This is a genomic window from Blastocatellia bacterium (assembly GCA_025054955.1).
Taxonomy (GTDB): Bacteria; Acidobacteriota; Blastocatellia; order HR10; family J050; genus JANWZE01.
In genome coordinates, this window is record JANWZE010000086.1 from 23,039 (window position 1) to 44,763 (window position 21,725).

Below are 21,725 nucleotides of genomic sequence, written 5' to 3' on the forward strand. Positions count from 1 at the left end.
CGTCCCTGCAAAATCTCCCAGACCTTTTGTCCATCTCCTTAGGGAGCCGTCTACTTACTCTGAAGCAGGGCCTGATAGAGACGCTCTGTTTCTGTCACCATCCGTTCTTGGTTGAATAGGGCTTCAACGCGGCGGCGACCGGCCTGCCCCATTATCTGCGCCTCAAGTGGATTGCGCGCGAGCCGGAGCATCGCGTTGGCGAGCGCCTGCGGCTCGTTCGGTGCAATGAGCAGTCCCGTCTCGCCATCTACAACGACTTCGGGGATGCCATCAACGGCGCTGGCAATGACCGGCTTGCCGGCAGCCATCGCTTCTAAGATGGAGAGCGGCAATCCTTCAAACCGCGAAGGCAAGACAAAAACATCGAATATACGAAGCAACGCCGGAACGTCCCGCCGATAGCCAGTGAAAATCACCTCCTCGGTCAGATGTAGCTCACGGGCTAGCCGCTGCAACGCCCCGCGCATCGGGCCATCGCCGACAATGACGCATTTGAGCGAAGCAAATTCCTTTCTAGCAATGGCGGCTGCTGCCAGCAAAACATCGTATGCTTTCTGAGCGGTGAGTCGTCCCACAGCGCCAATAACCATGTCCCCGGATGTCAAACCGAGCGCGCATCGCGTCTGTTGATCATCCACTCCTGCATCGAATCGTCGTAAATCAATGCCGTGATAAATCGTCACTGTGCGATGTGGATCAAGCTTGTAATGCTTCAAAGCCACTTGCCGGTTCAATTCTGATTCAACAATCGTCATGTCAATGTACTGTTGAGCGAGCAGCAACATGGCCTGTCCTTTCCAGGTAAAACGACGTGGATCGAGGGTCGGCAGATGATTGGTAGTCACGATCACAGGGGCGCCAGCCCATTTGGCAGCGATGATGGCGAATCGGCAGGAGTAGGGGTCAGGCATGTTGACGTGGAGAATATCTGTTGGGTGCCGGCGCAGATGTTGCATCAGGCTGATGAGCTGGCGAGAGTCAAACCGTCCGGCGCGGCTTGCCTTGCCCGTTTCAAGCACGTGAACCTGGATGCCAAGTTGAGCCATCCGGTCGAGCAACGGAGCCAACGCCTGCTCATCAACGCAGACGAATCGAATGTCGTACCGGCGTTGATCCAACCCACTGATGAGCAAGTAGAGGTATTCTTCGGCGCCGCCCAGCTCGTGCGCGTCGCTGAAGTAGGTAAGGCGAATGCGTTCGCGCTCAGTTGTTCGTTGTTGCTCCTGCGTCACGCTCACTACCTTATGATCGTTATGCTTTTCTGGCGTAGACTTCAATTCCCAAGCAGTAGTCAGCCGGCGCATGCAGCAGTGTGTGATAGAGTTGAGCTGGCATCAGGGCAATGCGGCGAGTGATTGAATACATCCACCAAAAAGGCGAGCGTTTTGTATGAACATCGCCAAGCTGCTGGCGCAGCCGCTCCAGCCAGCCTTGCAGTGGTCCGGGCAGGTGAATATCCGGTGAAATGAACGTCAGCAACACAGGCTGAAAGCCGCATGCGCGAAGCAATCGCGTCAACGTTTCGGCGGTGAAAAAACTCAGATGCTCAGGCGGCTTAAATTCTCGCCATTGGTCGGGCTGCCGCCGGGCGCGAAGATGGCCGGTGTTGGGCGTAGAGATGGCCAGCAAACCGCCCGGTTTGAGCAGCCGATGCGCTTGTTGCAATTGACGGCGCGGGTCCACCACATGCTCAATATATTCCCACATGGTGATGACGTCGAAGAGGTCTGATTCAGCAGCAAAAGCGTCGAGGCTTGAGTGAATCGGTTGCCCCAGCAACGCTTCAGCCGTCATGACGACGGCCGGAGCGATTTCCACGCCCTCAACGGACCAGCCGCGCGTCTGAGCCACATGCAAGAAATAGCCGGCTGCGCAGCCTACATCGAGCAATCGGCCAGGCCGGCAGTAGGTCTCCAACAAGCTTAATCGAGCTGAGGCTTGCTGCTCGATCCAGGGTCGCTCGGCTGCGTAGTCAGCGTAGCCGTGCGCATCGGCGCTGTGAAAGTAATTAGGATTTTGGTAAATCGCCATCACGCATTCGGCGCTCGGTGGCGGATGGACGTAGATGAAGCCGCAGCGTTGGCAGCGGACGATGTCGTATCCATTCTTGTGCAACACGTGATGAGGTTGATGTTCCAGACAGACAGCGCAGCTCATTGTCGCACCGGGCGGTTGACCTGATAGTGGTCGAGTTGATCCACCAGGTGTTGTCCAATCGCTCTCCAAGCATATTGCTGCACGTGTTGAAAAGCGGCTCTGCTCAGGCGCTCGCGCAGAGTCGCATCCGAGAGCAAATAGACGACGGCCGTGGCAAAATCATTCGGCGTATCAGCAATCCAGATGTTTTCCATGTGCGTGTAATCGAGCCCTTCAGCTCCTTTCGATGTTGAGATGACAGGGATACCATGCGCCCATGCCTCCAGGATTTTGATGCGTGTGCCGCTGCCATGTCGCAGTGGGACGACCATGACGGCAATTCGATTTAGGTAAGGCGCCAGATCAGGCACAAAGCCCGCCACGCGAATTTGCTCATCGCTCTGGCACTGTTGAACCAGTTTTGGTGGAGCGCCGCGCCCGATGATTAAGCATTGAGCATGGGGAGCGCGTGGTTTGATCTGGGGCCAAATCTCCGTCAAGAACCATCCCAGACCGAGCGCATTGGGCGGATAGTCGAGCGAGCCAATGAAGCCGATAATCGGCAATCGGTCGGCAGATGCCGGTTGCTTGGACAGGTCCACTTCGATGCCGTTGGGAACTCGCAGAATGGTCGTCTGAGGCGCGAGGCGTTGAATGTCAGCAGCATCCGATGCGGAAATGGCGAGCACCACATCGAAGCGGGGCAGATAGGTTCGTTCATGTTTCTCGGCGGCGCGCCAGTAGCGGTAGAGCGCCGGTTTGTGATACCAACGCGCCGGTTGCTGATAGTATTGGCGCCAGAGGTTTGAGTTCACGTCAACAGCATCCAGCACCGAGAGCGCGGCGCGATTCGGGCTAGCGCGGATGTCGTCAATGTAATGAGCGATCCAGGAGTGCTCCAGCACAATGAGGTCATACGAATTTGTTTGCAGGTGATGACGCACAGCGTGACGGACCGGTCGCTCGGAGAAGCGATCCATCAACGGATTGACGCCCCGGAGAGCGCGTGAGAGATTCCTCCGGATGAACGCGCCGAGGGTCTTTGCATGATAGGGCAAGCGAATGACGTGGACACGCGCGCCCATCGCTTCGAGCGCCGCTTCTGCTTCAGGCTGCGGTTGCTCACTGAATGTCAACAAGTCGGCGCGATAGCGTTCGGTGAGCGCGCGCAGCAGATAGAAGCTCCGTTGCGTGCCACCACTGATGGGCGGGTAAGGAAACTCCGGTGAGATCATCAGTGCGCGTGGCTGTGGAGCCCTCATGTGGGTGGTTCTTCTTCGTTCAACTGCCGGCGAAAATCGTTGAGTTGCTCGGTTAATTCTTCGAGCGCGCGTCGCAGCGCCTGAATCTCGTGTTCCAGTTTGATGATGCGATCATCATCAACCAGAACGGCAGTCCTCATCGCTTCCGCGCCAGTGACTCGTTCCTCTTTGTCAAAGCTTGGCTCGCCGGATAAGAGATGAGCATACCGCGATTCTTTCTGTCCTGGTTGACGAGGCAGCTTGACGACCAACGGCTCATCGCGGTTGATGAGGCAATGGAGCGTCATTTCCACGTCATTCAATTCCTTGAATGGAAAGAGTCGCTGAGCATGCCCACGCAGCTCGCCCAGTGTTTGCGGACCGCGCAGCATCAATTCGCATAAGACAGCCAGTTCGGCAGCCGATAAGCTGAATGCGTATGCCAGTCGGTGCTTGATTTTCGGAACGCGACCTTCGCTGGTGGTCGTCCAGGCCAACTCTTTTTCGCGTAGTCGGTCAAGGGCGGCTAGCACCGTCGTTTCGTCAAACGAGGTCACCGGATGACGATTTGATTTCTGATTGCACGCTGCGATGAGCGCGTTGACTGTTAGCGGGTAGTATTCAGGCGTGGTCATCTCTTTCTCGACCAGCGCCCCCAGGACGCGAACTTCAACAGCATCTAATGTGACATTCATACTTTCGCTACAACGGCGGGCAGTATATACGTTCCACAAAGGGGCATCAAGAGTTATACCACGAAGGAGACATCAAGGATTATACCGATTGCCGACGGCGTATTGCCGACGGCGAATTGCGGATGGGTAAGACGCAACATGAACAAGCCACAGGCAACTGATCACGGCGCTCTCGAAGGTAATAGGAATTAAATAGGAATTATCTAAGTCGTGGTGTGATGCTTGATCGGCTCAAGCGCGTGACGTAAACTCAACCAGCTTTTTAATGATGAGTCGTTGGAAAATGAACATGTTCTCAGCGATGGGAGCGCTTCTGTGCGGAGCGATCGTAGTCTATGCGGTCTGGATTGAGCCGTACTGGATCGAAGTGACGCATCATCGAATCAGCGCCCCATTATCGTCGCCGTTGAAGCTCGTCCACCTGAGCGATATTCACGCGCGCGATGTTGGTCGCCGCGAGCGGCGGTTGGTGGAGATTCTCCGCGCCGAGAAGCCTGACATAATCGTGATCACAGGCGACACCGTCATCAGGGGGTACACGCCGGAAGGTTTGAGCCGCGTGCTTGAACAATTTGACGCGCCATTAGGAATTTGGTTCGTGTTTGGGAATTGGGAGCACTGGGAAGGCGCGCCCATGAATCCGTCATTTTATGAGGCGGCCGGCGTTCGTTTGCTGCTCAATCGAGGTCAGCTTGTGCGGGGCGATGTATGGCTGGCCGGTTTCGACGACCTATCAGCCGGGCGGCCCAATATGCAGGCGGCGCTCAATGGTCGTCCGGCAGATGTATTCACCATCGCTCTGTTTCATTCGCCGGCTTATTTCGATCAAGTTGCAGGCCAATGTCATCTGGCGTTAGCCGGCCACACGCATGGCGGGCAAGTACGATTGCCTCTGTTGCCGCCGCTGTGGTTGCCCCCTGGTTGTGGACCTTATGCCGAAGGCTGGTATGAACGGAATGGATCACGTCTGTACGTGAGCCGTGGCGTCGGGACGGCCGTGGTGAATGTAAGGTTTTTTTGCCGGCCCGAAGTAGCTGTGATCACCATCGGCCCAACTCCTTGAGGTTTGAACGTGTGTGGCAGAGCGGTTGCCGCTGGAGTCGGCAGCTTGACGGAGCAAATCGCCGTTTGGGGCTATCGTTCCTTTTCAACCCTCAGGATGTTCCACTGCGATAGAAGTGAATATGTGCTTTCTCCAGCGTGGCCAGTCCTTCCTGAATTTCACCGTCAATCAGGTCGAGGAAGGCTTCTAGCTTGTCGCGCGTGTCAACGATCTCGATGATGATGGGCATGTCTTCAGACAGACGCTCGATTTTGAACGTGTGAATGCGACTGTGCGCGCCATAGCCCATGATCCCGCGCAGAACCGTCGCGCCGGCCAATCCACGTTCGCGGGCTTGTAGTACGATCCATTCATAAAGCAACTGACCATGCCGTCTATCACTTTCACCGATAAAAATGCGGAGCAAGTAACCTTCTTGTGGAAGCATCATGCTGTCATCCCCAAATTGTATGCGCCAGCGCGCGCCCGCCCCATACGGCCGCCAGCCCAACCAAAACATGGGCTGCAATGTTGATCAAGGCATAAGAGTTCTCGCCGTCGCGCCAGAGGTTGATCGTTTCGTTGCCAAACGTTGAAAACGTTGTGAAGCCGCCAAGCACGCCAATGAACACGAATGCTCGCGCCTCAGCCGTGAACAGACCACGCGCCTCAACCAATTCAAATAAGAGACCGATCGCAAAACAGCCTGTCAGATTGACGGCCAGCGTGCCCAGCGGAAATAGAATGTTTTTCGCCCAGTCTTGAACGAAGCCGCTCACGACGTATCTCAAGATTGAGCCGATGAACCCACCGATGCCGACAAGCAATATCCTAGTCAGATTCGATTCTCTCCCGTTACGTGGTGGAGCCTGGATTTTATCCCAGCGAGTTCAGCAGAGACAAGTCATCGCGGTTTTGCCCTCCTCTGAAAGAGTGGCACAGGCATTCCTGCCTGTGGCGTTTTCATCGTTTCTCTCGTGTCGTCCCGCACGACATGAACAACTCCTCTGAAAATAAAATAGCCCACGAAACACACGAACCTCACGAAAGAATGTCTTTTCATCGTTCGTGGCGTGCTGTTTCATAGGAGCGATTTCCTTGAAAATAGCCCACGAAACACACGAATCTCCCGAAAGATTTGTTTTTTCATGGTTCGTGGCGTGCGATAGCACATCGGCGATTCCTCGGAGAATCGGTGTGGCGCAAGTTGGCAACTTGCGCTACGTCTCTGTCCTCGTTCGTGGCGTGCTTGGCAACGCGAGCGATTTCTCTTGAAATCCGCGCCACCCGATGAAAAGCTCCAACGGATAGAGAATCGTGGGTACTTCTCATCCGTGAAAGCAGTTCATTCTATCAAGACGGCGCCGCCGGCCAGATGAACCAATCCGGCAGATGCGCGATCCGTCTCGATACGGCTGTGCTCCAGCGCATCTGCCGGTGAAGCAGGACTACTGCGTTGATTGCAATTGGTCAGGCCAATCATTACAATGCCTGTGTGTTGGATTATGAACAGGATCGTTTCCCACTATCGTTTGGAAAAAGAGCTGGGGCGGGGCGGTGGCGGAACGGTGTACAAGGCCTACGACCTGACCTTGAACCGGGATGTAGTGGTGAAATTGCTCGCTCCTGATCTGACTGCCGACCGGGAATCCCGCGCGCGATTCCTTCGAGAGGCGCAGTTAGCCTCGTCGCTCGATCATCCGAACATTTGCACCATTTATGAAATCGGGCAAACGGAGGATCAGCATTTCATCGCCATGCAGTATGTGCCGGGACAGACGCTGTCGCGGTTGCTCGACGGCCGGCCGTTGAGTCTTGACAGTCTGTTGTCTATTGGCTTGCAAGTGGCTGATGCGTTGGCCACGGCGCATGCTCACCACATTGTGCACCGCGACATCAAAGCTGCGAACATCATTGTCACGCCGCGCGGGCAAGCCAAAGTCTTGGATTTCGGACTGGCCAAGATTGTCTCCGAGAAGCGGAGTCCGTCGGATGTGGAATTGACGCGGATGGGCGCTTCGCTTGGCACGCCGTCGTATATGTCGCCGGAGCAGGCGCGTGGCGAACGTGTTGATCATCGAAGCGACATCTTTTCGTTTGGTGTTGTCCTCTATGAGATGGCGACTGGACAGAGTCCGTTCAAGCGAAGAACCCCGATTGAGACCATGAACGCTGTCATCAATGAGCGGCATCGTCCCGTCAGCGAATTGAATAAAAGCATTCCGCCGCCACTGGTAGCCATCATTGATCGAATGCTGGCCAAAGCGCCGGCCGAGCGCTACCAATCCATGCAACAAGTGGTTGAGGAGTTGCGCGCCGTGGCGCAGACCTATGGGCGTAGCGTGGGCATTCCTGACGGCGTCTCTGTGCCGTATGTGGTGCCTCAACGGCAGTCAGCGCTTGGCGGCGTCGGACGTTGGGTCAAACGGTTTCTCAATCGCGAATCGCGTTCGGGCGCGACATCGAGCCGAATGGGAAGATCGGGCTTGCGCGTGACCCAGGCGGCTGCCGATCAGTTGCCGGAACCGACCATCGAGACGACTCAGGCCGCTGTGACCTTCATGCACACCGCGCCTTCGATCATTGTGTTGCCGTTCGTCAATATGAGCGCCGATCAGGAGAACGAATACTTCTGCGATGGCATGACCGAAGAGCTGATTGATGCGCTGGCCAAGATTGATGGACTGCGCGTCGTCTCACGCAGTTCGTCTTTTCAATATAAAGGTGTCGCCCATAACATCCGCGAGCTGGCTGAACAACTGAACGTGACGCACGTGCTCGAAGGCAGCGTCCGGCAATCAGGTTCGCGCATTCGCATTACAGCCCAGCTCATCAACGCAGCGGATGGGTATCACTTGTGGTCGGAAAAATATGATCGCGAGATGGCCGACGTCTTCTCCGTTCAGGATGAGATCGCCGGGAAGATCGTTGAACAACTCAAACTCAAGCTCACGACCGAACAAGCTACGCAATTGATGAAACCTTCGACCCACAACCTCGAAGCCTACACCTTGTATCTCAAAGGGCGATTCTATTGGAATAAGCGAACCGAAGAAGGGCTTCGCAAGGGTATCGAATGTTTTCAGTCGGCGATCGCCACTGATCCTAATTACGCGCTGGCCTATGCTGGTCTGGCTGATTGTTACAATATCCTGGCTATTACCGGCGCCGACCCGTCGAGCGACGCCTTTCGGCAGGCCAAGGCGGCGGCGCTACAGGCATTAGCTCTGGATGAGCGTTTAGCTGAGGCACATGCCTCGCTTGCCCTGGCAAAAACATTTTATGATTGGGATTGGCCCGGCGCTGAACAAGGATTCAGGCAAGCCATCCAGTACAATCCTAACTATCCAACAGCACACCAATGGTACGCCGAGTATTTGTCAGCCATGAGCCGATTCGATGAGGCTTTAACGGAAATCAAACGAGCGCTCGAACTAGACCCGCTCTCACTAATGATCATCACCGCCGTTGGGCTCGTGTTTTACTATGGACGGCAATACGATCAAGCGATTGAGCCGCTCCGCCGTGTACTGGAAATGGACCCGAATTTCCCGCCGGCGCTGCGCGTGCTGGGCTGGGCCTATGAGCAAAAAGGGATGATGGAAGAAGCCGTCGGCCAGTATCAGCGAGCCGTGAGCGCATCGGGCGGGAACGTCAGCATGCTGGCTGATCTGGGGCGCGCCTACGGGTTGATCGGTTGGCAGGACAAGGCCCAGCAGGCGCTTGACGAGTTACAACAGATCGCTCATCGGTGCTACGTCTCGCCATACGAATTTGCGTTGATCTATGCTGGACTGGATGATAAGGATCGCGCCCTGGAAAAATTGTACGAGGCAGCCGAGGAACGCTACTGGCTGATGGTCAATCTCAATGCTCATGCTACGTGGGACGGCTTGCGCGATGAGCCGAGATTTATTCAGTTGCTCAACAGGATGGGATTGGCATGAACTGGTCAGTGTCGGTCGCTACCGTCGCCGTTAGCTGAACGCACAGCATCTGGGGGCACAATCGCCCTCCACCTATTCATGCTGAGAAGGCCCATCACCAAGTAATGCCGGCAAACGCCTCCACCGAAGAGAGCCAGACACGTCCGGGAACTGCCAGGCACGACGGCTACTTCGGTTCTGCTGGCTTAAAATCCAAACTGGCCGAGTTGATGCAATAACGCAGGCCGGTCGGTCGAGGACCATCATCAAAGACGTGCCCCAAATGACCATCGCAGCGGCTACACACGACCTCAATGCGGTGCATGCCATAGCTGTAGTCGTCTTTCAATTCGACCCTGCTCTTATCAATCACGTCATAGAAGCTCGGCCAGCCCGTGCCCGAATCAAATTTAGTCTTCGAGCTGAAGAGCTCCTGCCCACAGCCGGCGCAGACATACGTGCCCGGTTCCTTGTTATTCCAGTACTTGCCGGTGAAGGCTCGTTCTGTGCCTTTCTCGCGCAGAATGTGATATTGTTCAGGCGTTAGAATTTGTTTCCATTCTTGCTCTGTCTTCACAACTTTCTCCTTGGATGTCACTTTTCTTTTTTGTGCTTCAGCAATCGCTGGTGAATGATCCGGTGACGCAAACTGCGCGCAACCGGCCATGATGAGGCTCGCGGCGAGCCACAGTAAACGTAATTGCATAATGCTCTCCTTGCTGACTCATTGCAACTGGAACGTGGCAAGTTTAGCACGTTTGCCGTGATTGAGGCAGTGGTAAGATGTGAACTCACCCACCGGCAACTGAGGTGTATCGAGCATTTGTGGCGTCGGTGTGTCAACAAGCGGGCGGGGGCCCGTCTGGCTTTCCAGGCAGCACAAGCTGGCAACGGGCGCAACCGTGTCCATCAGCGGTGATGATGATTTCGTCCGCGCTGCATTCTTCGGGTCAGTTAATCGAACGAACTGTGACCTGCATGTCGGTGATCATTTGAAGAGGTTTATTGATCTTCCGTTGAGGCATAGTCTGGTTTTTGGTTGAAATGTTGACATACCTATGCTAAGGTGCAAACTCCCATGATGTGCAGTGAGGCTCAATGGGCAACGTCATTCCTGAGAGAGGGAGGTCTTCATCATGAAAATCATCAGATGGGTATTCTGCTTGGTGATCGTGGTTTTGATCGCCGGTGTGGTTATCTTATATCGAAATGCAAATGCTGCTGTTTCCTCAACCAATCCTTCGCCGACTCAAAAGATAAAACACATCACAGACGATGGCCTCTGGCAGGACGCCGATGAAGCGGACGTTCTGGCGTTCAGCAAAGGGCCAGTGGAGCGACGCATTGTGCCGCAAACGTACCGTCTCGTGCGACTCAATGTGGACGCATTCAAACGACTGCAACAGACAATTCCTAAAGAGTTCAGCGCCGAGGCGCGGAATCTCTCTGTGATAATCACGTTGCCCTTGCCCGATGGGACAGACGCGCGGTTTCATATCGAAGAGTCATCCATCATGGCGCCGGAACTGGCCGCGCAATTTCCCGAAATCAAATCCTACATCGGGCAGGGCATTGATGACCCGACGGCCACCTTGCGCGCGGATTGGACAATCTTCGGGTTTCACGCGCAGATTTTGACGCCACGCGATGCCATTTATATTGATCCCTATGCCCATCGTGACATCGAGCACTACGTCAGCTACTACAAGCGAGATTACCGCAAACAGGGAGCGCCGTTTCAGTGTTTTTTTGAAGAAGCCGACCAGCCGGCTGCTGCACCGCCGCGAGAAACCGTGAGCAATGGCGGCACGCTTCGCACGTTCCGTCTGGCTATGGCCGCCACGGTCGAATACACGCAGTTTCACGGCGGCACAGTCGCTGGGGCGCTGGCGGCTATCAATACCTCCATGACACGGGTCAATGGCGTTTACGAGCGGGACGTCGGCGTGCGCATGATATTGATTCCTAACAATGCGAACATCATCTACACAACACATCCTGATCCCTATTCACATGGCAACCCCGGCGCGATGATTAACCAGAATCAAACCAATCTGGATACCGTGATCGGCAGCGCCAATTACGACATCGGCCACGTTGTTGATACGGCCGGTGGCGGCATTGCCGGCCTCGGCGTGATCTGCATCAACGGCAGCAAGGCTCGCGGTGTTACTGGTCTCAGTCCGCCGGTTGGCGACCCGTTCGACATTGATTACTTGGCCCATGAAATGGGACATCAGTATGGCGCTAACCATACTTTCAATAGCAATGTGAGTTCATGCTCTGGCAACCGCGTTTCTTCGGCGGCCTACGAACCAGGCAGTGGCGCAACGATCATGGCCTACGCTGGCATCTGTGGGAACACCAATCTGCAGCCCAATAGCATGGCCATCTTTCACATAAAGAGTTTGGAGGAAATCGTGGCGCGGTTGGCTTCGGCCACATGTTCGGTGAATATCCCGACGGGTCATCCGGCGCCCACGGCTGATGCCGGCGGAAGCTTCACCATTCCCATTCAAACGCCGTTCACATTGACAGGCAGCGGCGGCGGTTCAGGTACGTTGACGTATAGCTGGGAACAATATGACCTCGGACCGGCGCAAGGTTTTCCGCTCACCGATAACGGGTCGAGTCCGATTTTCCGCACCTACGACGCGGTGGAGACTCCCTCTCGAACGTTCCCGTCGCTGCAATACATTTTGAACAATGCCAACGTGCCGCCAGCCAGCTATCCATGCGGGACGGGCAATTGCATGACTGGCGAAATCCTACCCTCGACCAGTCGCACGATGAACTTCCAGATTGTGGTACGCGATAATCGCGCCGGTGGCGGCGGCGTTGCCTCCGCGCAGACTCAAATCACCTCGACCACGGCGGCTGGCCCATTTCAAGTCACGCAGCCCAACACGAATCTAACCTGGCCGGCGGGTTCCACCCAGACCGTCACATGGAATGTGGCCAACACGTCCTCGCCGCCGGTCAATACAGCCAATGTGACCATACGGCTCTCAACCGATGGCGGCAATACGTTTCCGACGGTGCTGGCGGCCAACACGCCGAACGACGGTTCACAGGCAGTCACCTTGCCTTCCATCACCACTTCCACCGCGCGCATTAAGGTCGAAGCAGTCGGCAATATCTTCTTTGATGTGAGCGATGTCAATTTCACCATTGGCGGTGGACCGTCGCCGACAATCACAGTGACCGCGCCTAACGGCGGCGAAACATGGCAGGTTGGAACGATTCAAACGATCAGTTGGACAAGCACTGGTTCGATTGCCAATGTGAGAATTGAATTGTCGCGTGATGGCGGCAGCACCTATTCCACGTTGTTCACCAGCACGCCCAATGATGGATCAGAGTCATGGACGGTGACTGGACCAGCGACGACGCAAGCCCGGGTCAGGATTTCCGATGCCGGCAACGCGGCGATCAATGACACGAGCAACAACAGCTTCACCATCCAGGATGCGCCGCCGCCACCGCCACCACCACCGCCCGGCGGCTGCGCAGCCACGCGAGCAGTTGAAGGTCGAGCCGATGCGCCATCGCTGCTGAGGCTGTTGTATCAACTGCGCGATGGCGTTCTGTCGCAGAGTGAAATCGGGTTGCGATACACCGATCTGTTCTATCAGTTTTCGCCTGAGCTGACGCGGATCATGATCTCCAGTCCGAGTGTGTTGTTGGCGACGCAAGACTGGTTGGTGCGTGTCAGACCGATTATTGAGTCATTGGTGGAGATGGGGCAGGCCGAAGTCACAATGACAGAGCTGGAGCAAACAGATCGTTTGTTGCTGGCCTACAGGGCACAGGCGAGTCCGGCATTGAGGGTAGTGCTGGATCAATTGCGACGCGATCTGCGTGACCCCCTCATTCAAGCGCAACTGGGTATCCGCATCATCCGGCGATAGGCTGCCTAGTTGGTCTGGCAGGTTGGCTGACTGTGTTGTGCCACCTGCGCAGACCAACCGGATTGCTGATTGCGCTGGGTTCCGAGTGTGCAAATTCAAGGACTCACACGGAGACACGGAGAGCACGGAGAGGCTCAGTTGGCCGGTCTTTGTGTTCTTGGTGTCTCCGTGAGGAAATGATTTTCACGGAAATCGCTTATATGCGTGAGCCACGCCACGAAGCATGAAAATGGTTATTTAGAGGAGAAATCAGAGACGGCCGCTTGAGACGTTCTACTTCGCTCTCCATGTCACTTCGTCAAACACGACCTTTCTCTGAACGATTGGTATGATGCCCCTGGCTTCTGGCTCCTGACTCCCGGCTCACATAGGGCCTTTCTCGGACTATTCGTATTACTGCGCTTGTTTACCTCGAGGCTCAGTGAGTATCATAGACGAGCTTTTAATAAAGCATTTCAGCCGTGCGGAGCTGGCTGATGGCACAGTTGATTATGGAAGCACAGGCAAAACGTCGTTATGCAGCCTTGACGCGACGTATCTGGCTCTATGGCGCGTTGGCGATAGCTGCGTTCGTCATTGGCAGTCTCAACCTGATTGTCCTGCTGAGCGCGTTTTGGCGACCAAGACTGCTGTTGTTTTCGCCTCTCTGGATGATGTTCACCGCCGCAGGTTTTTTGGCGTGCGCTAGTTTTCTGCGCACTCGTTCCCGATTATTATGCCTACGTGATGATTTCGATGAAATAGAGACGAACCCGTGAGAGATTCGCTCACGCGATTCGGTTTACTTATCCCGCAACCGGCTGCCGCGATCCACCTTCCATGCTTTGGCTAATCGGTCGGCCATGCGTTGCAGCTCTTTTTCATCGTAAACCTTGTCCACCTCAGGGGCTTTCGCTTGTGCTTGGTCCTTTTTCTTGATCAATCGAATTGTCACTTCGTCACTCCCTGATTGAGTTTTGGTTGGAAAACCGATTGCTCAGATGCAGCTAGACTGTGATCGGATGCCTCAGAATTTTCAAAGAGGAGTTGTTCGTGTTGCTCAGCCGACGCCCAGAAACGATGAGGATAGAGCACAGCCGGGAACGCCTGTGTTCCATCCCCAAGGGAATCGCCCTTATGCGACTGCACGCCACGAAGCATGAAAATGGCGCACAGGCGCCAGCGCCTGTGCCAAACATTCTCAGAGGATTTTCAGGCAAGTGACCGGTTATCACATGCAGAATCACGGGCAGCAAGAAGACGGTTGTCGCCACTCACACGAGCCATCACCGGTTGCCTCATAGAGGGGTCCCGTGTCTGTTCTAAACATTTCGGCAGAGCGCGCAGTCAAGATGCGTGAATCCGGCCAATGCGGGCTAGGGAACTGCGCTGAACGTAGCGCCGAACGTGAGTGGGTTAACGGGCCGATCCTTGATGCGGATTTCGTAGTGGACGTGAGGAGAGGTTGAGCGACCCGTGCTGCCGACACGTCCGATTTGTTCACCTTGCTGAATGTACTGACCAGTTCTCACCTCAATGCGTGAGAGGTGGCCGTAGTAAGTTTCGATCTCGCGTCCGTGGTCAATGACAACGAGTTGCCCATAGCCGCCCTGATAACCGGCGAAGGTGACTGCGCCAGCGGCCGTAGCGTAGACGGGAAGACCGTGATTGGCTCCAAGGTCAATGCCAGAGTGGAATTGATAGCCGCCGCCAAACGGATCACGCCGCATCCCAAAGCCGGAATTTAAGCGCCCCACCACCGGCCAACCCGTTGGCGTCGTCGCGAGTCGCAATTTTTCTTCGTTCAGGTTGTCCCGCAGAAGTTGAATGTTGAATGAAACACGATCCAGCCGCTTTGACAGCACCTCCAGTTGATGAGGCCCGCCCACGCCTTCCAATGTGCTCGTGGTATTGCTCTGGGTATTTATGGGCAGATGAAGCCCTATTTCCTGAGCTGTGTGCAGTAGTTGTTGCGATTGAGCTTCGACAGATGTCAAGCGAGCTTGCAATTGTTCGAGCATCACGGACTGTTTCTGTTTGAGAATTTTGTTTTCACTCTGTATGCGATGATAATTCAGAAGCAGTGCCGCCTGTTTGAACACCCAGATGGAGGTGAACACGAGCAACGAAAGGCCGGCTAGGCTGCCAAGAATAATGGCATACACGTGCCGATAATGAAGGATAACCTTATAGAAACGGGAACTCGTTGTCGGTGCAATGATGAGTGTGTAAAACTGATTACCCTCACGCATAGTCTCCCCCTTAGGTTACAAACCTCGTACCTAAAACAAATTTTTATTTTTGAGCCGGCAAATTAACACAAAAATCTGATGGTGGCAAGCTAAGATTTTGTTTCCGATGAGATGCGATCGGGCTAACGGGAGATGAATTTTTGAGCTACACTCTGGCCTCGATCATGGCCAAGCCCGACGTTGAAGTAACGCCGCCGCCGTTTGTTCCCGTGCGGGATCGAACCATCAAAGGCGTTGTGGCGATGCTGCTTCGCCAGTTCATCGTGATGCCGGTCAGTTTTGCCGCCAGCATCTGGCTGGCGCGGCTCTTGCAGCCGAGCGACTTTGGCCTCTATGCCGTTGCCAGTTTCTGGATTTCGATCATCGTCGGGTTCAGGGACATGGGATTTGCTGCCGCCTTGATCCAGCAGCCGGATGAACCGCGTCAGCACGAATGGAACACGATATTTACATTTCAATTGGCGCTGGTCTCTGTCACCGTCGCATTGCTCTATCTATTGGCCGAGCCGCTCACGAGGCTCTATCAGATGGACCCGCGCATGACATGGGTCATTCGCGGCCTTTCATTGATTTTGTTTATCGGATTGCTCGGATCAATGCCCCATGTGATGTTGGAGCGCCGGCTGGCTTATGACGTGATCGCCAGGATTGATGTGATTGCCACGCTGGCGTTTCATAGTTGCGCGGTCACGTTAGCCTTATTGGGATTCAGTGTTTGGAGCTTCATTGTGGCAGCCCTTCTCAATGAGCTCATTCGTGGCGGATTATTGTTCCGACATGCCTCATGGCGCGTTGGGTTTTGCTGGAACAATGCGTTCTTGAAGTCAGCGCTGAGGTTTGGTGGATTGTATCAACTGGGCGGTTTCACATCGCTGCTACGCGATAATATCCCGTCGCTGCTGGCCGGGCCGTTATTCGGGTTGACGGCGGTGGGCTACTTGCAATGGGCTGAACGAACCGCTTATTTGACCAGTCAGGTGTTCACGCAGATCGTCACGCGCGTCAGTTTTCCGACGGTTTCGCGGATACAACAGCAGCCGGAGCGCATCGGTCCAGCAGTCGAAAAAATGCTGCGCTATTTGATGCTGGCCACGGTTCCCACGTTGGCCATTGGGGCGGCGCTGATCCCGTGGATCATTCAGTTTGTCTTCACCAATAAATGGGCGCCGGCCACATTCGCTTTCTACATGCTCACCGTTCGCATGTTGGGCGGGAACATTACAACGCCGTTCATTGGTGTGTTGAATGCGACAGGTCAGGTGACGACCAGTTTGCGCATTCTTGTCGCTTGGACGGCCGTTGATTGGGTGTTGGCACTGGTGCTGACTCGCCTGTGGGGATTCAATGGAGTCGCCATCGCGTATGCGGTGGGTGTTGGGCTGCCGGTGATCTGGTTGTTGTGGGCATTTGGTCGCCGGAGTTCGCTGAACCTGGGCTACGCTATAGGCCGTCCGCTCATCGCAGGGATCATGGCCGGCGTGATGACGTGGGGCCTTGGACGCCTGTGGATCACAAATCTCACATCACTGGCGGGCGTGGTGGCGCTGGGGTTGATCCAGTACCTGCTTGTGATGACCGTGCTGGAACGGGGACGCTTCCTGCAAGAGATCAAACAGGAAGCTCGGTTGGTGAAATCCATCATGACGGCGCAAAAAGGAGAGAGCAGGTGACAGGTTCCTATCCGGATCGGCCAATGGAACGCATCCGGCGCGCGCACGTGCACTGGCGCGATGCTGATTATTTGGCCAGGCGCGAAATGATTGCCGATTTGATCGAATGTCGTCGCTTTGCCAACGGGCGACTGCTCGATGTGGGATGCGGCAATCAACCTTATCGAGATGTGTTTGCTTCGTGTGTGGAGGCGCATATCGGTATTGATCCTGATGCACACTACAGTCAGCCGGATGTGGTTGGGCTTGCCCTCGAGTTGCCGTTTGTCTCAGCTTCGTTTGAGACGGTGCTGGCCACGCAAGTCATCGAACATGTCCCCGAGCCGGATCGCCTACTTCAGGAAATTAATCGTGTGCTCAAGCCAGGTGGACATCTAATTCTCACAGCGCCGCAATACTGGCGATTGCATGAGGTCCCGCATGATTATTATCGTTTCACGCCGTATGGGTTGAGGCACCTGGTGGAAGCTTCTGGACTGGCGCCGGTGCTGGTCAAACAACAGGGCGCAGCGTGGGCGTTGGTTGGGCAGGCAATTTGTAACACGCTGATAGGCCGGCGTGGCTGGCATCGGCTCATCCCACTGGTCAATCTGTTGTTCGGTTGGGCTGATCGCCGTTGGCGTGACACAGGCGATGCGTTGAATCTGCTGATCGTAGCGCGAAAATGAATCAGCCCACAGATGACCTGCCGCTCTGCGGCCTGCGATTGATGGTGTGACGTCGGTTAGCTGTAAGCCGGGATGCTTGACCCGAACAAACAATCTCTATATGAGGAACTCGCGAACGGCCTGTTGGTGGGCTGTCCAGAATAATTCATCGGGCGCCTCGATCAGGATGCGACCTTGAGAGAGCAACATGATTTTCGTATGGATCAGGCAGAAGTCCTTCCTCTCCCGCTCAAAGACAATCCGGCCATCGTTCGTGCGACGGTAGATGCCTGAGCAGAGATATTTGACTTCGTCCATGTTTTGCGTGACGAACAGAGAAGTCGTCTCATTCAGGTCGCGCAATTGCATGATCACTCGCAGGGCTCTTTTCTCGTTGACCGGGTCAAGGCCGGCGCAAGGGGAATCATAGAGAATGATTTTGGGTTGGCCGATCAACGCGCGAGCCAGCGCCGTGCGGCGACTCATGCCACCGGACAGTTCGGCGGGCATCATATCAATTGCGTGTTCGAGGTTGATCAAGCGTAACACACGTGCCACCTGTGATCGTACCTGCTCGACAGGTTCTCCTTGTTGAAGCAATCGGTAGCCGACGTTTTCCCACACCGGCATCGAGGTAAATAGCGCGTCCTCCTGAAAGACGATGCCGACGTGTTGTCGTAGCTCCAGGAGCTCATCTTCAGATTTTCTTGTGATCTCTTGACCGTTGATGAAAATCTCTCCTTCGTCCGGTTTCAATAGACCAATGGCCAGGCGCAACAGTGTGGATTTACCGGACCCAGCCAACCCAAGGATGATGCGCATCTGTCCTGGAAGCACCTTGAAGCTGACTCGATCCAGCACAACGTTGTCGTCGAACGAGATTGAAACATTACGGAATTCGATCGCCGGCGCGAGCAAACCGTCTTGGGGCGACTGCACACTCATACGTGTGTATCCAGGCTTCACTTCTGATGTTCAATCGTAGCCGGCGGTGAGGTTGATGAATCCGGTGTATCGGCTAATGGTTCGATGTACTGTCGAGCGACGCGCTTGGTGAGGTAAATCCGAGGGTCAGCCTGGAAAAAGCGGGCGCCGGCAGCCTGTGCTTCGCGCGCTCGAATGCGCAGAATCACCGGATGGGCTGTGCGTCGCATACCGACTTGGCGAGCGTCTTCCGGTGTGGCGGATAAATGGACGTATTGGCGTTCCATCGGCAACAAGCCTTCTACGGTGATTCGTTTGAGCGAGGCTGGAGTTGTGCCGTGATACAGGTACTCAGGCGGATCAGTTTCTGTATATTCGATCCGTTGGGGCACGCTGTGTCCATACAGAGCGCGGATGTAGTCGCCTTTCAGTTCGAATCGCGGCCGATCTTGTCGTTGGATCACTTCCAGGATCGCATCGCGCGTGGCTCGCGCCCACTGCGGTCGGGATCGTATGGCCTCCAACAGATCATCAATGTGCGCGAACCCGTGAGCATCCAGTGCTACGCCAAACTGTTCAGGACGATGCCTCAAGATGAGCGCCATGAAACGGCTCAGTTGAACCCATTGCGGTGGCGTGTTCGATTCCATAGACTCCGCACAGATGATAGAGACTGCGCCGTGACGTGTAAAGGCTTTGGGTTATTGTGATCATTTCACCCTTGATGCTCAGAAGAGGTTTGCCCTGCCAAGCTGTGGTGAGTATGCCACTCGTCCGAAGAAAGGCCCTATGTGGGTCGGCAGTCAGAAGCCAGGAGCCAGAAGCCAGGAGTCAGAAGCCAGCAGGAGTCAGGGAACCAGCAGCCAGGGACATAATACCAATCGCACAGAGAAAGGTTGTGTTTGATGAACCGACATGGAGAGCAGCAGCAGAACGCCCGAAGCGGCCGTCTCCGATTTTCTGATGGCAGTTGGGATGACTCGTGCTACGCGCCTTTCTGCTAAGCCGCGCAAGCGGCGCATGCGAAGGGAGCCAGACGTGCAACCTCTAGAGCGATTTTCAATTGCCTTAGCCGGGGAGCGCCTGCCTTGCGGGCTCATGCACGCTGGAAGTGCGCGCCCCAGGGTAGATTGATTCGCAAACCGCTCTAGTCAGGCTTTCTGGTGGCAGAGCCTGAATAGTGAAAGAATCGCCGAACTTCTGCGCTGGACAGATGACGATACTGGCCCGGCTTCAATTTGCCGATGGTTAAGAACCCAATGGCCACGCGCTTGAGCTTGACAACCGAGTGGCCGATTTTGTCGAACATCAAGCGGATTTGGTGATGGCGGCCTTCAATGATCGTGACTTCGTACCATGCGTTCGAGGCCGTTTGTCTGAGCTCACGGATCGTTGCCGGGGCCGTGCGCCGTCCTTCGATGACGACGCCGGAGCGCAGCAAGTTGAGTTGTTTCTCGCCGGGTATGCCTTTGACCTTCACATGATAGGTTTTAGGAATTTGGTTTTTGGCTGAAGCGATCAAGTTAGCAAATTCACCGTCATTCGTCAGCAACAGCAGCCCCTCCGAGTTGAAGTCCAATCGTCCCACCGGGTAGACCTTCGTTTTGGGGTCTGGCAGCAAGTCGGTCACTAACGGTCGTCGGGCTGGGTCTGACAGGCTCGATAAGTATCCGGCTGGCTTGTTCAGTAGGATGTAGACCTTTTGCCGCGCGGCCAGCCGGGGATTGATCAGCTTGCCGCTGACTTTGATGTGATCGCGTTCAGGGTCAGCCTTCGTGCCTAACGCAGTGACTACCTGACCGTTGACCGTGACCTGTCCCGCCAAGATGAGTTCTTCAGCCTTGCGCCGCGAGGCGATGCCCGCCTGCGCGATGATCTTTTGCAAACGCTCTTGCATTTATTCGACGGTGAGGTCCTCGAAGTCTTCGATGCTGGGCAGTTCCGAAAGATCATTCAAGCCGAATTGCACGAGAAATTCTTTCGATGTGCCGTATAGAATCGGGCGACCGACGACCATCTTTCTGCCCTTGGGGACGATGAGCCGTTTTTCCAGCAGCGTTTTGATGGACGAGATCGAGCTTTTGCCGCGAATCTCCTGAATCTCAGGCACGGTGATTGGCTGCTTGTAGGCGATGACGGCCAGTGTTTCCAATGAAGCCAGTGACAATCGCGCCGATGGTTGCAAGCGCAGATACCGACGAATCTGTTCGTGAAATTGCGGTCGAGTCGAGAGACGATAGCCGCCGGCGATTTTACGAATCTCTGTGCCGCCATCGCGTGCGTTGAATTCATCCATCAGCTCATCAGCCCATCGAGCCACCTGTTGGGTGTCGCCACACTGTAAAATCTCAGCCAGTTGTTTGACAGTGAGCGGTTCTTCAGCAACCAACAGTAGCGCTTCGATCGCGGCTTTCCAATAATGCGATTGGTGTTCCTGTTGGGTGTGAGCGGATGTTGCCGAGTGTTCCTGTTGGGCGTGAGCGGATGTTTCTGCGTTCATACGATCACTTCAGCCTGTATTGGTTGAGCGTTTCTGACGGCAATGATTTGACCGAACGCCGTCTGTTGGATCAGTTGAATGACCGATTGTTTGACCAATTCCAAAACGGCCAGAAAAATCGCGATCAACTCCGATGTGGATCGCGCTTCCTCTAACATTCGAGTGATGTCCAGCCGTGCCTCTGTTTTCAGGCGATGGCGCAGTTCGGCGATTTTCTCCGCCATGGTGACTTCTTCGCGTTCAATCTCCAGAGCGATCGTGGCTTTCAACCGTTCCATCGTTCTGCGGAAAGCTTCAAACAGATCGTAGACGGTCGCCGCCACTTCGTGTTCAGAGCCTTCCACCTGCGTGGATGATCTGACAAAGATCGCTTGTTCCACTTCTGCTTTGGACCAGAGCATTTCGGCGGCTGCTTTGTATTTCTGATATTCGAGCAATTGCTGAACGAGTTGCTGGCGGGGGTCCTCCGCTTCTTCGCCCTCTTCCAGGTCAGGCGCGCGCGGCAAGAGCATTTTGGTCTTGATGTAAATCAGCGTGGCCGCCATGACCAGAAAATCGCTCGCCACCGCGATGTCCATCTCCTGCATCAGGCGTAAATACTCCAGATATTGTTCGGTGATGCGGGCAATCGGAATGTCGTAGATACTGACTTGCTCACGTTTGATCAGGTGCAGCAGCAGATCGAGCGGTCCTTCAAAAATCTCCAGTTTGACCGTATAGGAGCTGGAGAGTTGATCGAGTTCCTCCCAGCCCTGTGCATCGTCACGGTAAGCTAACGGCGCTTGAGTCATGTCACGCTCCG

The 21,725-nt window shown here is 55.1% G+C and carries 21 protein-coding genes; 6 read left to right on the plus strand and 15 right to left on the minus strand.

All coding sequences use genetic code 11. The features are described 5' to 3' along the window. Window positions 1-50 precede the first annotated feature (50 nt). Genes NZ823_11260 through NZ823_11275 form a run of 4 tightly spaced genes read right to left on the minus strand, consistent with a single transcriptional unit; the run spans window position 51 to window position 4,072 of the window. Entirely contained in the window at window positions 51-1,232 is a 1,182-nt protein-coding gene (locus tag NZ823_11260) for a glycosyltransferase (GenBank protein MCS6805703.1), read from the minus strand. A 19-nt stretch (window positions 1,233-1,251) separates the two neighbouring features. Continuing rightward, the gene (locus NZ823_11265; protein MCS6805704.1) at window positions 1,252-2,157 is read right to left on the minus strand and encodes a class I SAM-dependent methyltransferase; all 906 of its coding nucleotides are present in this window, start codon (window positions 2,155-2,157) and stop codon (window positions 1,252-1,254) included. Further along, complete coding sequence (locus NZ823_11270; protein ID MCS6805705.1) at window positions 2,154-3,398, minus strand: glycosyltransferase family 4 protein; 1,245 nt, start codon at window positions 3,396-3,398, stop codon at window positions 2,154-2,156. Before NZ823_11270 ends, NZ823_11265 begins: the two co-directional genes overlap by 4 nt. After that, a complete protein-coding gene (locus NZ823_11275; protein ID MCS6805706.1) occupies window positions 3,395-4,072 on the minus strand; it encodes a YceH family protein in 678 nt (225 codons plus the stop codon). The genes NZ823_11270 and NZ823_11275 overlap by 4 nt, the downstream gene beginning before the upstream one ends. Window positions 4,073-4,355: 283 nt before the next feature. Between NZ823_11275 and NZ823_11280 the strand changes: the two genes are divergently transcribed. Then, entirely contained in the window at window positions 4,356-5,135 is a 780-nt protein-coding gene (locus tag NZ823_11280; protein ID MCS6805707.1) for a metallophosphoesterase, read from the plus strand. A 91-nt stretch (window positions 5,136-5,226) separates the two neighbouring features. On the opposite strand, the gene NZ823_11285 is transcribed toward NZ823_11280, so the two are convergent. The 3 genes from NZ823_11285 to NZ823_11295 all read right to left on the minus strand — a co-directional run bounded on the left by NZ823_11285 (window position 5,227) and on the right by NZ823_11295 (window position 6,597). Beyond that, complete coding sequence (locus NZ823_11285) at window positions 5,227-5,565, minus strand: DUF190 domain-containing protein (protein MCS6805708.1); 339 nt, start codon at window positions 5,563-5,565, stop codon at window positions 5,227-5,229. Window positions 5,566-5,569: 4 nt separating this feature from the next. Further along, a complete protein-coding gene (gene crcB, locus NZ823_11290; protein ID MCS6805709.1) occupies window positions 5,570-5,941 on the minus strand; it encodes a fluoride efflux transporter CrcB in 372 nt (123 codons plus the stop codon). Between the two features lie 518 nt (window positions 5,942-6,459). Beyond that, entirely contained in the window at window positions 6,460-6,597 is a 138-nt protein-coding gene (locus NZ823_11295) for a hypothetical protein (protein ID MCS6805710.1), read from the minus strand. A 22-nt stretch (window positions 6,598-6,619) separates the two neighbouring features. On the opposite strand from NZ823_11295, the gene NZ823_11300 reads away from it, so the two are divergent. Further along, the gene (locus tag NZ823_11300) at window positions 6,620-9,061 is read left to right on the plus strand and encodes a protein kinase (GenBank protein ID MCS6805711.1); all 2,442 of its coding nucleotides are present in this window, start codon (window positions 6,620-6,622) and stop codon (window positions 9,059-9,061) included. Window positions 9,062-9,227: 166 nt separating this feature from the next. On the opposite strand, the gene msrB is transcribed toward NZ823_11300, so the two are convergent. After that, on the minus strand, window positions 9,228-9,638 hold the full coding sequence (gene msrB / locus NZ823_11305; protein ID MCS6805712.1) for a peptide-methionine (R)-S-oxide reductase MsrB: 411 nt from the start codon (window positions 9,636-9,638) through the stop codon (window positions 9,228-9,230). Between the two features lie 538 nt (window positions 9,639-10,176). On the opposite strand from msrB, the gene NZ823_11310 reads away from it, so the two are divergent. Together NZ823_11310 and NZ823_11315 are read left to right on the plus strand one after the other, a co-directional pair. Continuing rightward, entirely contained in the window at window positions 10,177-12,951 is a 2,775-nt protein-coding gene (locus NZ823_11310; protein MCS6805713.1) for a M12 family metallo-peptidase, read from the plus strand. A 476-nt stretch (window positions 12,952-13,427) separates the two neighbouring features. Continuing rightward, entirely contained in the window at window positions 13,428-13,709 is a 282-nt protein-coding gene (locus NZ823_11315) for a hypothetical protein (GenBank protein ID MCS6805714.1), read from the plus strand. A 23-nt stretch (window positions 13,710-13,732) separates the two neighbouring features. Here NZ823_11315 and NZ823_11320 read toward each other — a convergent pair whose 3' ends face one another. Both NZ823_11320 and NZ823_11325 read right to left on the minus strand, forming a co-directional pair. Further along, window positions 13,733-13,885, minus strand: a complete 153-nt coding sequence (locus NZ823_11320) for a hypothetical protein (GenBank protein MCS6805715.1) — start codon at window positions 13,883-13,885, stop codon at window positions 13,733-13,735. A gap of 421 nt (window positions 13,886-14,306) precedes the next feature. Then, window positions 14,307-15,182 carry a M23 family metallopeptidase gene (locus NZ823_11325; protein ID MCS6805716.1) on the minus strand — a complete coding sequence of 292 codons (876 nt, stop codon included), beginning with the start codon at window positions 15,180-15,182 and terminating at the stop codon, window positions 14,307-14,309. Window positions 15,183-15,322: 140 nt separating this feature from the next. Here NZ823_11325 and NZ823_11330 point away from each other — a divergent pair, with 140 nt between their 5' ends. Both NZ823_11330 and NZ823_11335 read left to right on the plus strand, forming a co-directional pair. Continuing rightward, entirely contained in the window at window positions 15,323-16,852 is a 1,530-nt protein-coding gene (locus NZ823_11330) for an oligosaccharide flippase family protein (protein MCS6805717.1), read from the plus strand. Then, a complete protein-coding gene (locus NZ823_11335) occupies window positions 16,849-17,520 on the plus strand; it encodes a class I SAM-dependent methyltransferase (GenBank protein ID MCS6805718.1) in 672 nt (223 codons plus the stop codon). Before NZ823_11330 ends, NZ823_11335 begins: the two co-directional genes overlap by 4 nt. A 96-nt stretch (window positions 17,521-17,616) precedes the next feature. Here the strand turns inward: NZ823_11335 and NZ823_11340 are convergent, their stop codons facing one another. The 5 genes from NZ823_11340 to NZ823_11360 all read right to left on the minus strand — a co-directional run bounded on the left by NZ823_11340 (window position 17,617) and on the right by NZ823_11360 (window position 21,714). Then, on the minus strand, window positions 17,617-18,444 hold the full coding sequence (locus NZ823_11340; protein ID MCS6805719.1) for an ATP-binding cassette domain-containing protein: 828 nt from the start codon (window positions 18,442-18,444) through the stop codon (window positions 17,617-17,619). A 17-nt stretch (window positions 18,445-18,461) separates the two neighbouring features. Next, entirely contained in the window at window positions 18,462-19,073 is a 612-nt protein-coding gene (locus NZ823_11345) for an RNA 2'-phosphotransferase (GenBank protein ID MCS6805720.1), read from the minus strand. Window positions 19,074-19,570: 497 nt separating this feature from the next. Beyond that, entirely contained in the window at window positions 19,571-20,320 is a 750-nt protein-coding gene (locus NZ823_11350) for an rRNA pseudouridine synthase (protein ID MCS6805721.1), read from the minus strand. Then, a complete protein-coding gene (gene scpB / locus NZ823_11355; GenBank protein ID MCS6805722.1) occupies window positions 20,321-20,923 on the minus strand; it encodes an SMC-Scp complex subunit ScpB in 603 nt (200 codons plus the stop codon). Continuing rightward, entirely contained in the window at window positions 20,920-21,714 is a 795-nt protein-coding gene (locus tag NZ823_11360; GenBank protein MCS6805723.1) for a segregation/condensation protein A, read from the minus strand. Before NZ823_11360 ends, scpB begins: the two co-directional genes overlap by 4 nt. Window positions 21,715-21,725 lie beyond the last annotated feature (11 nt).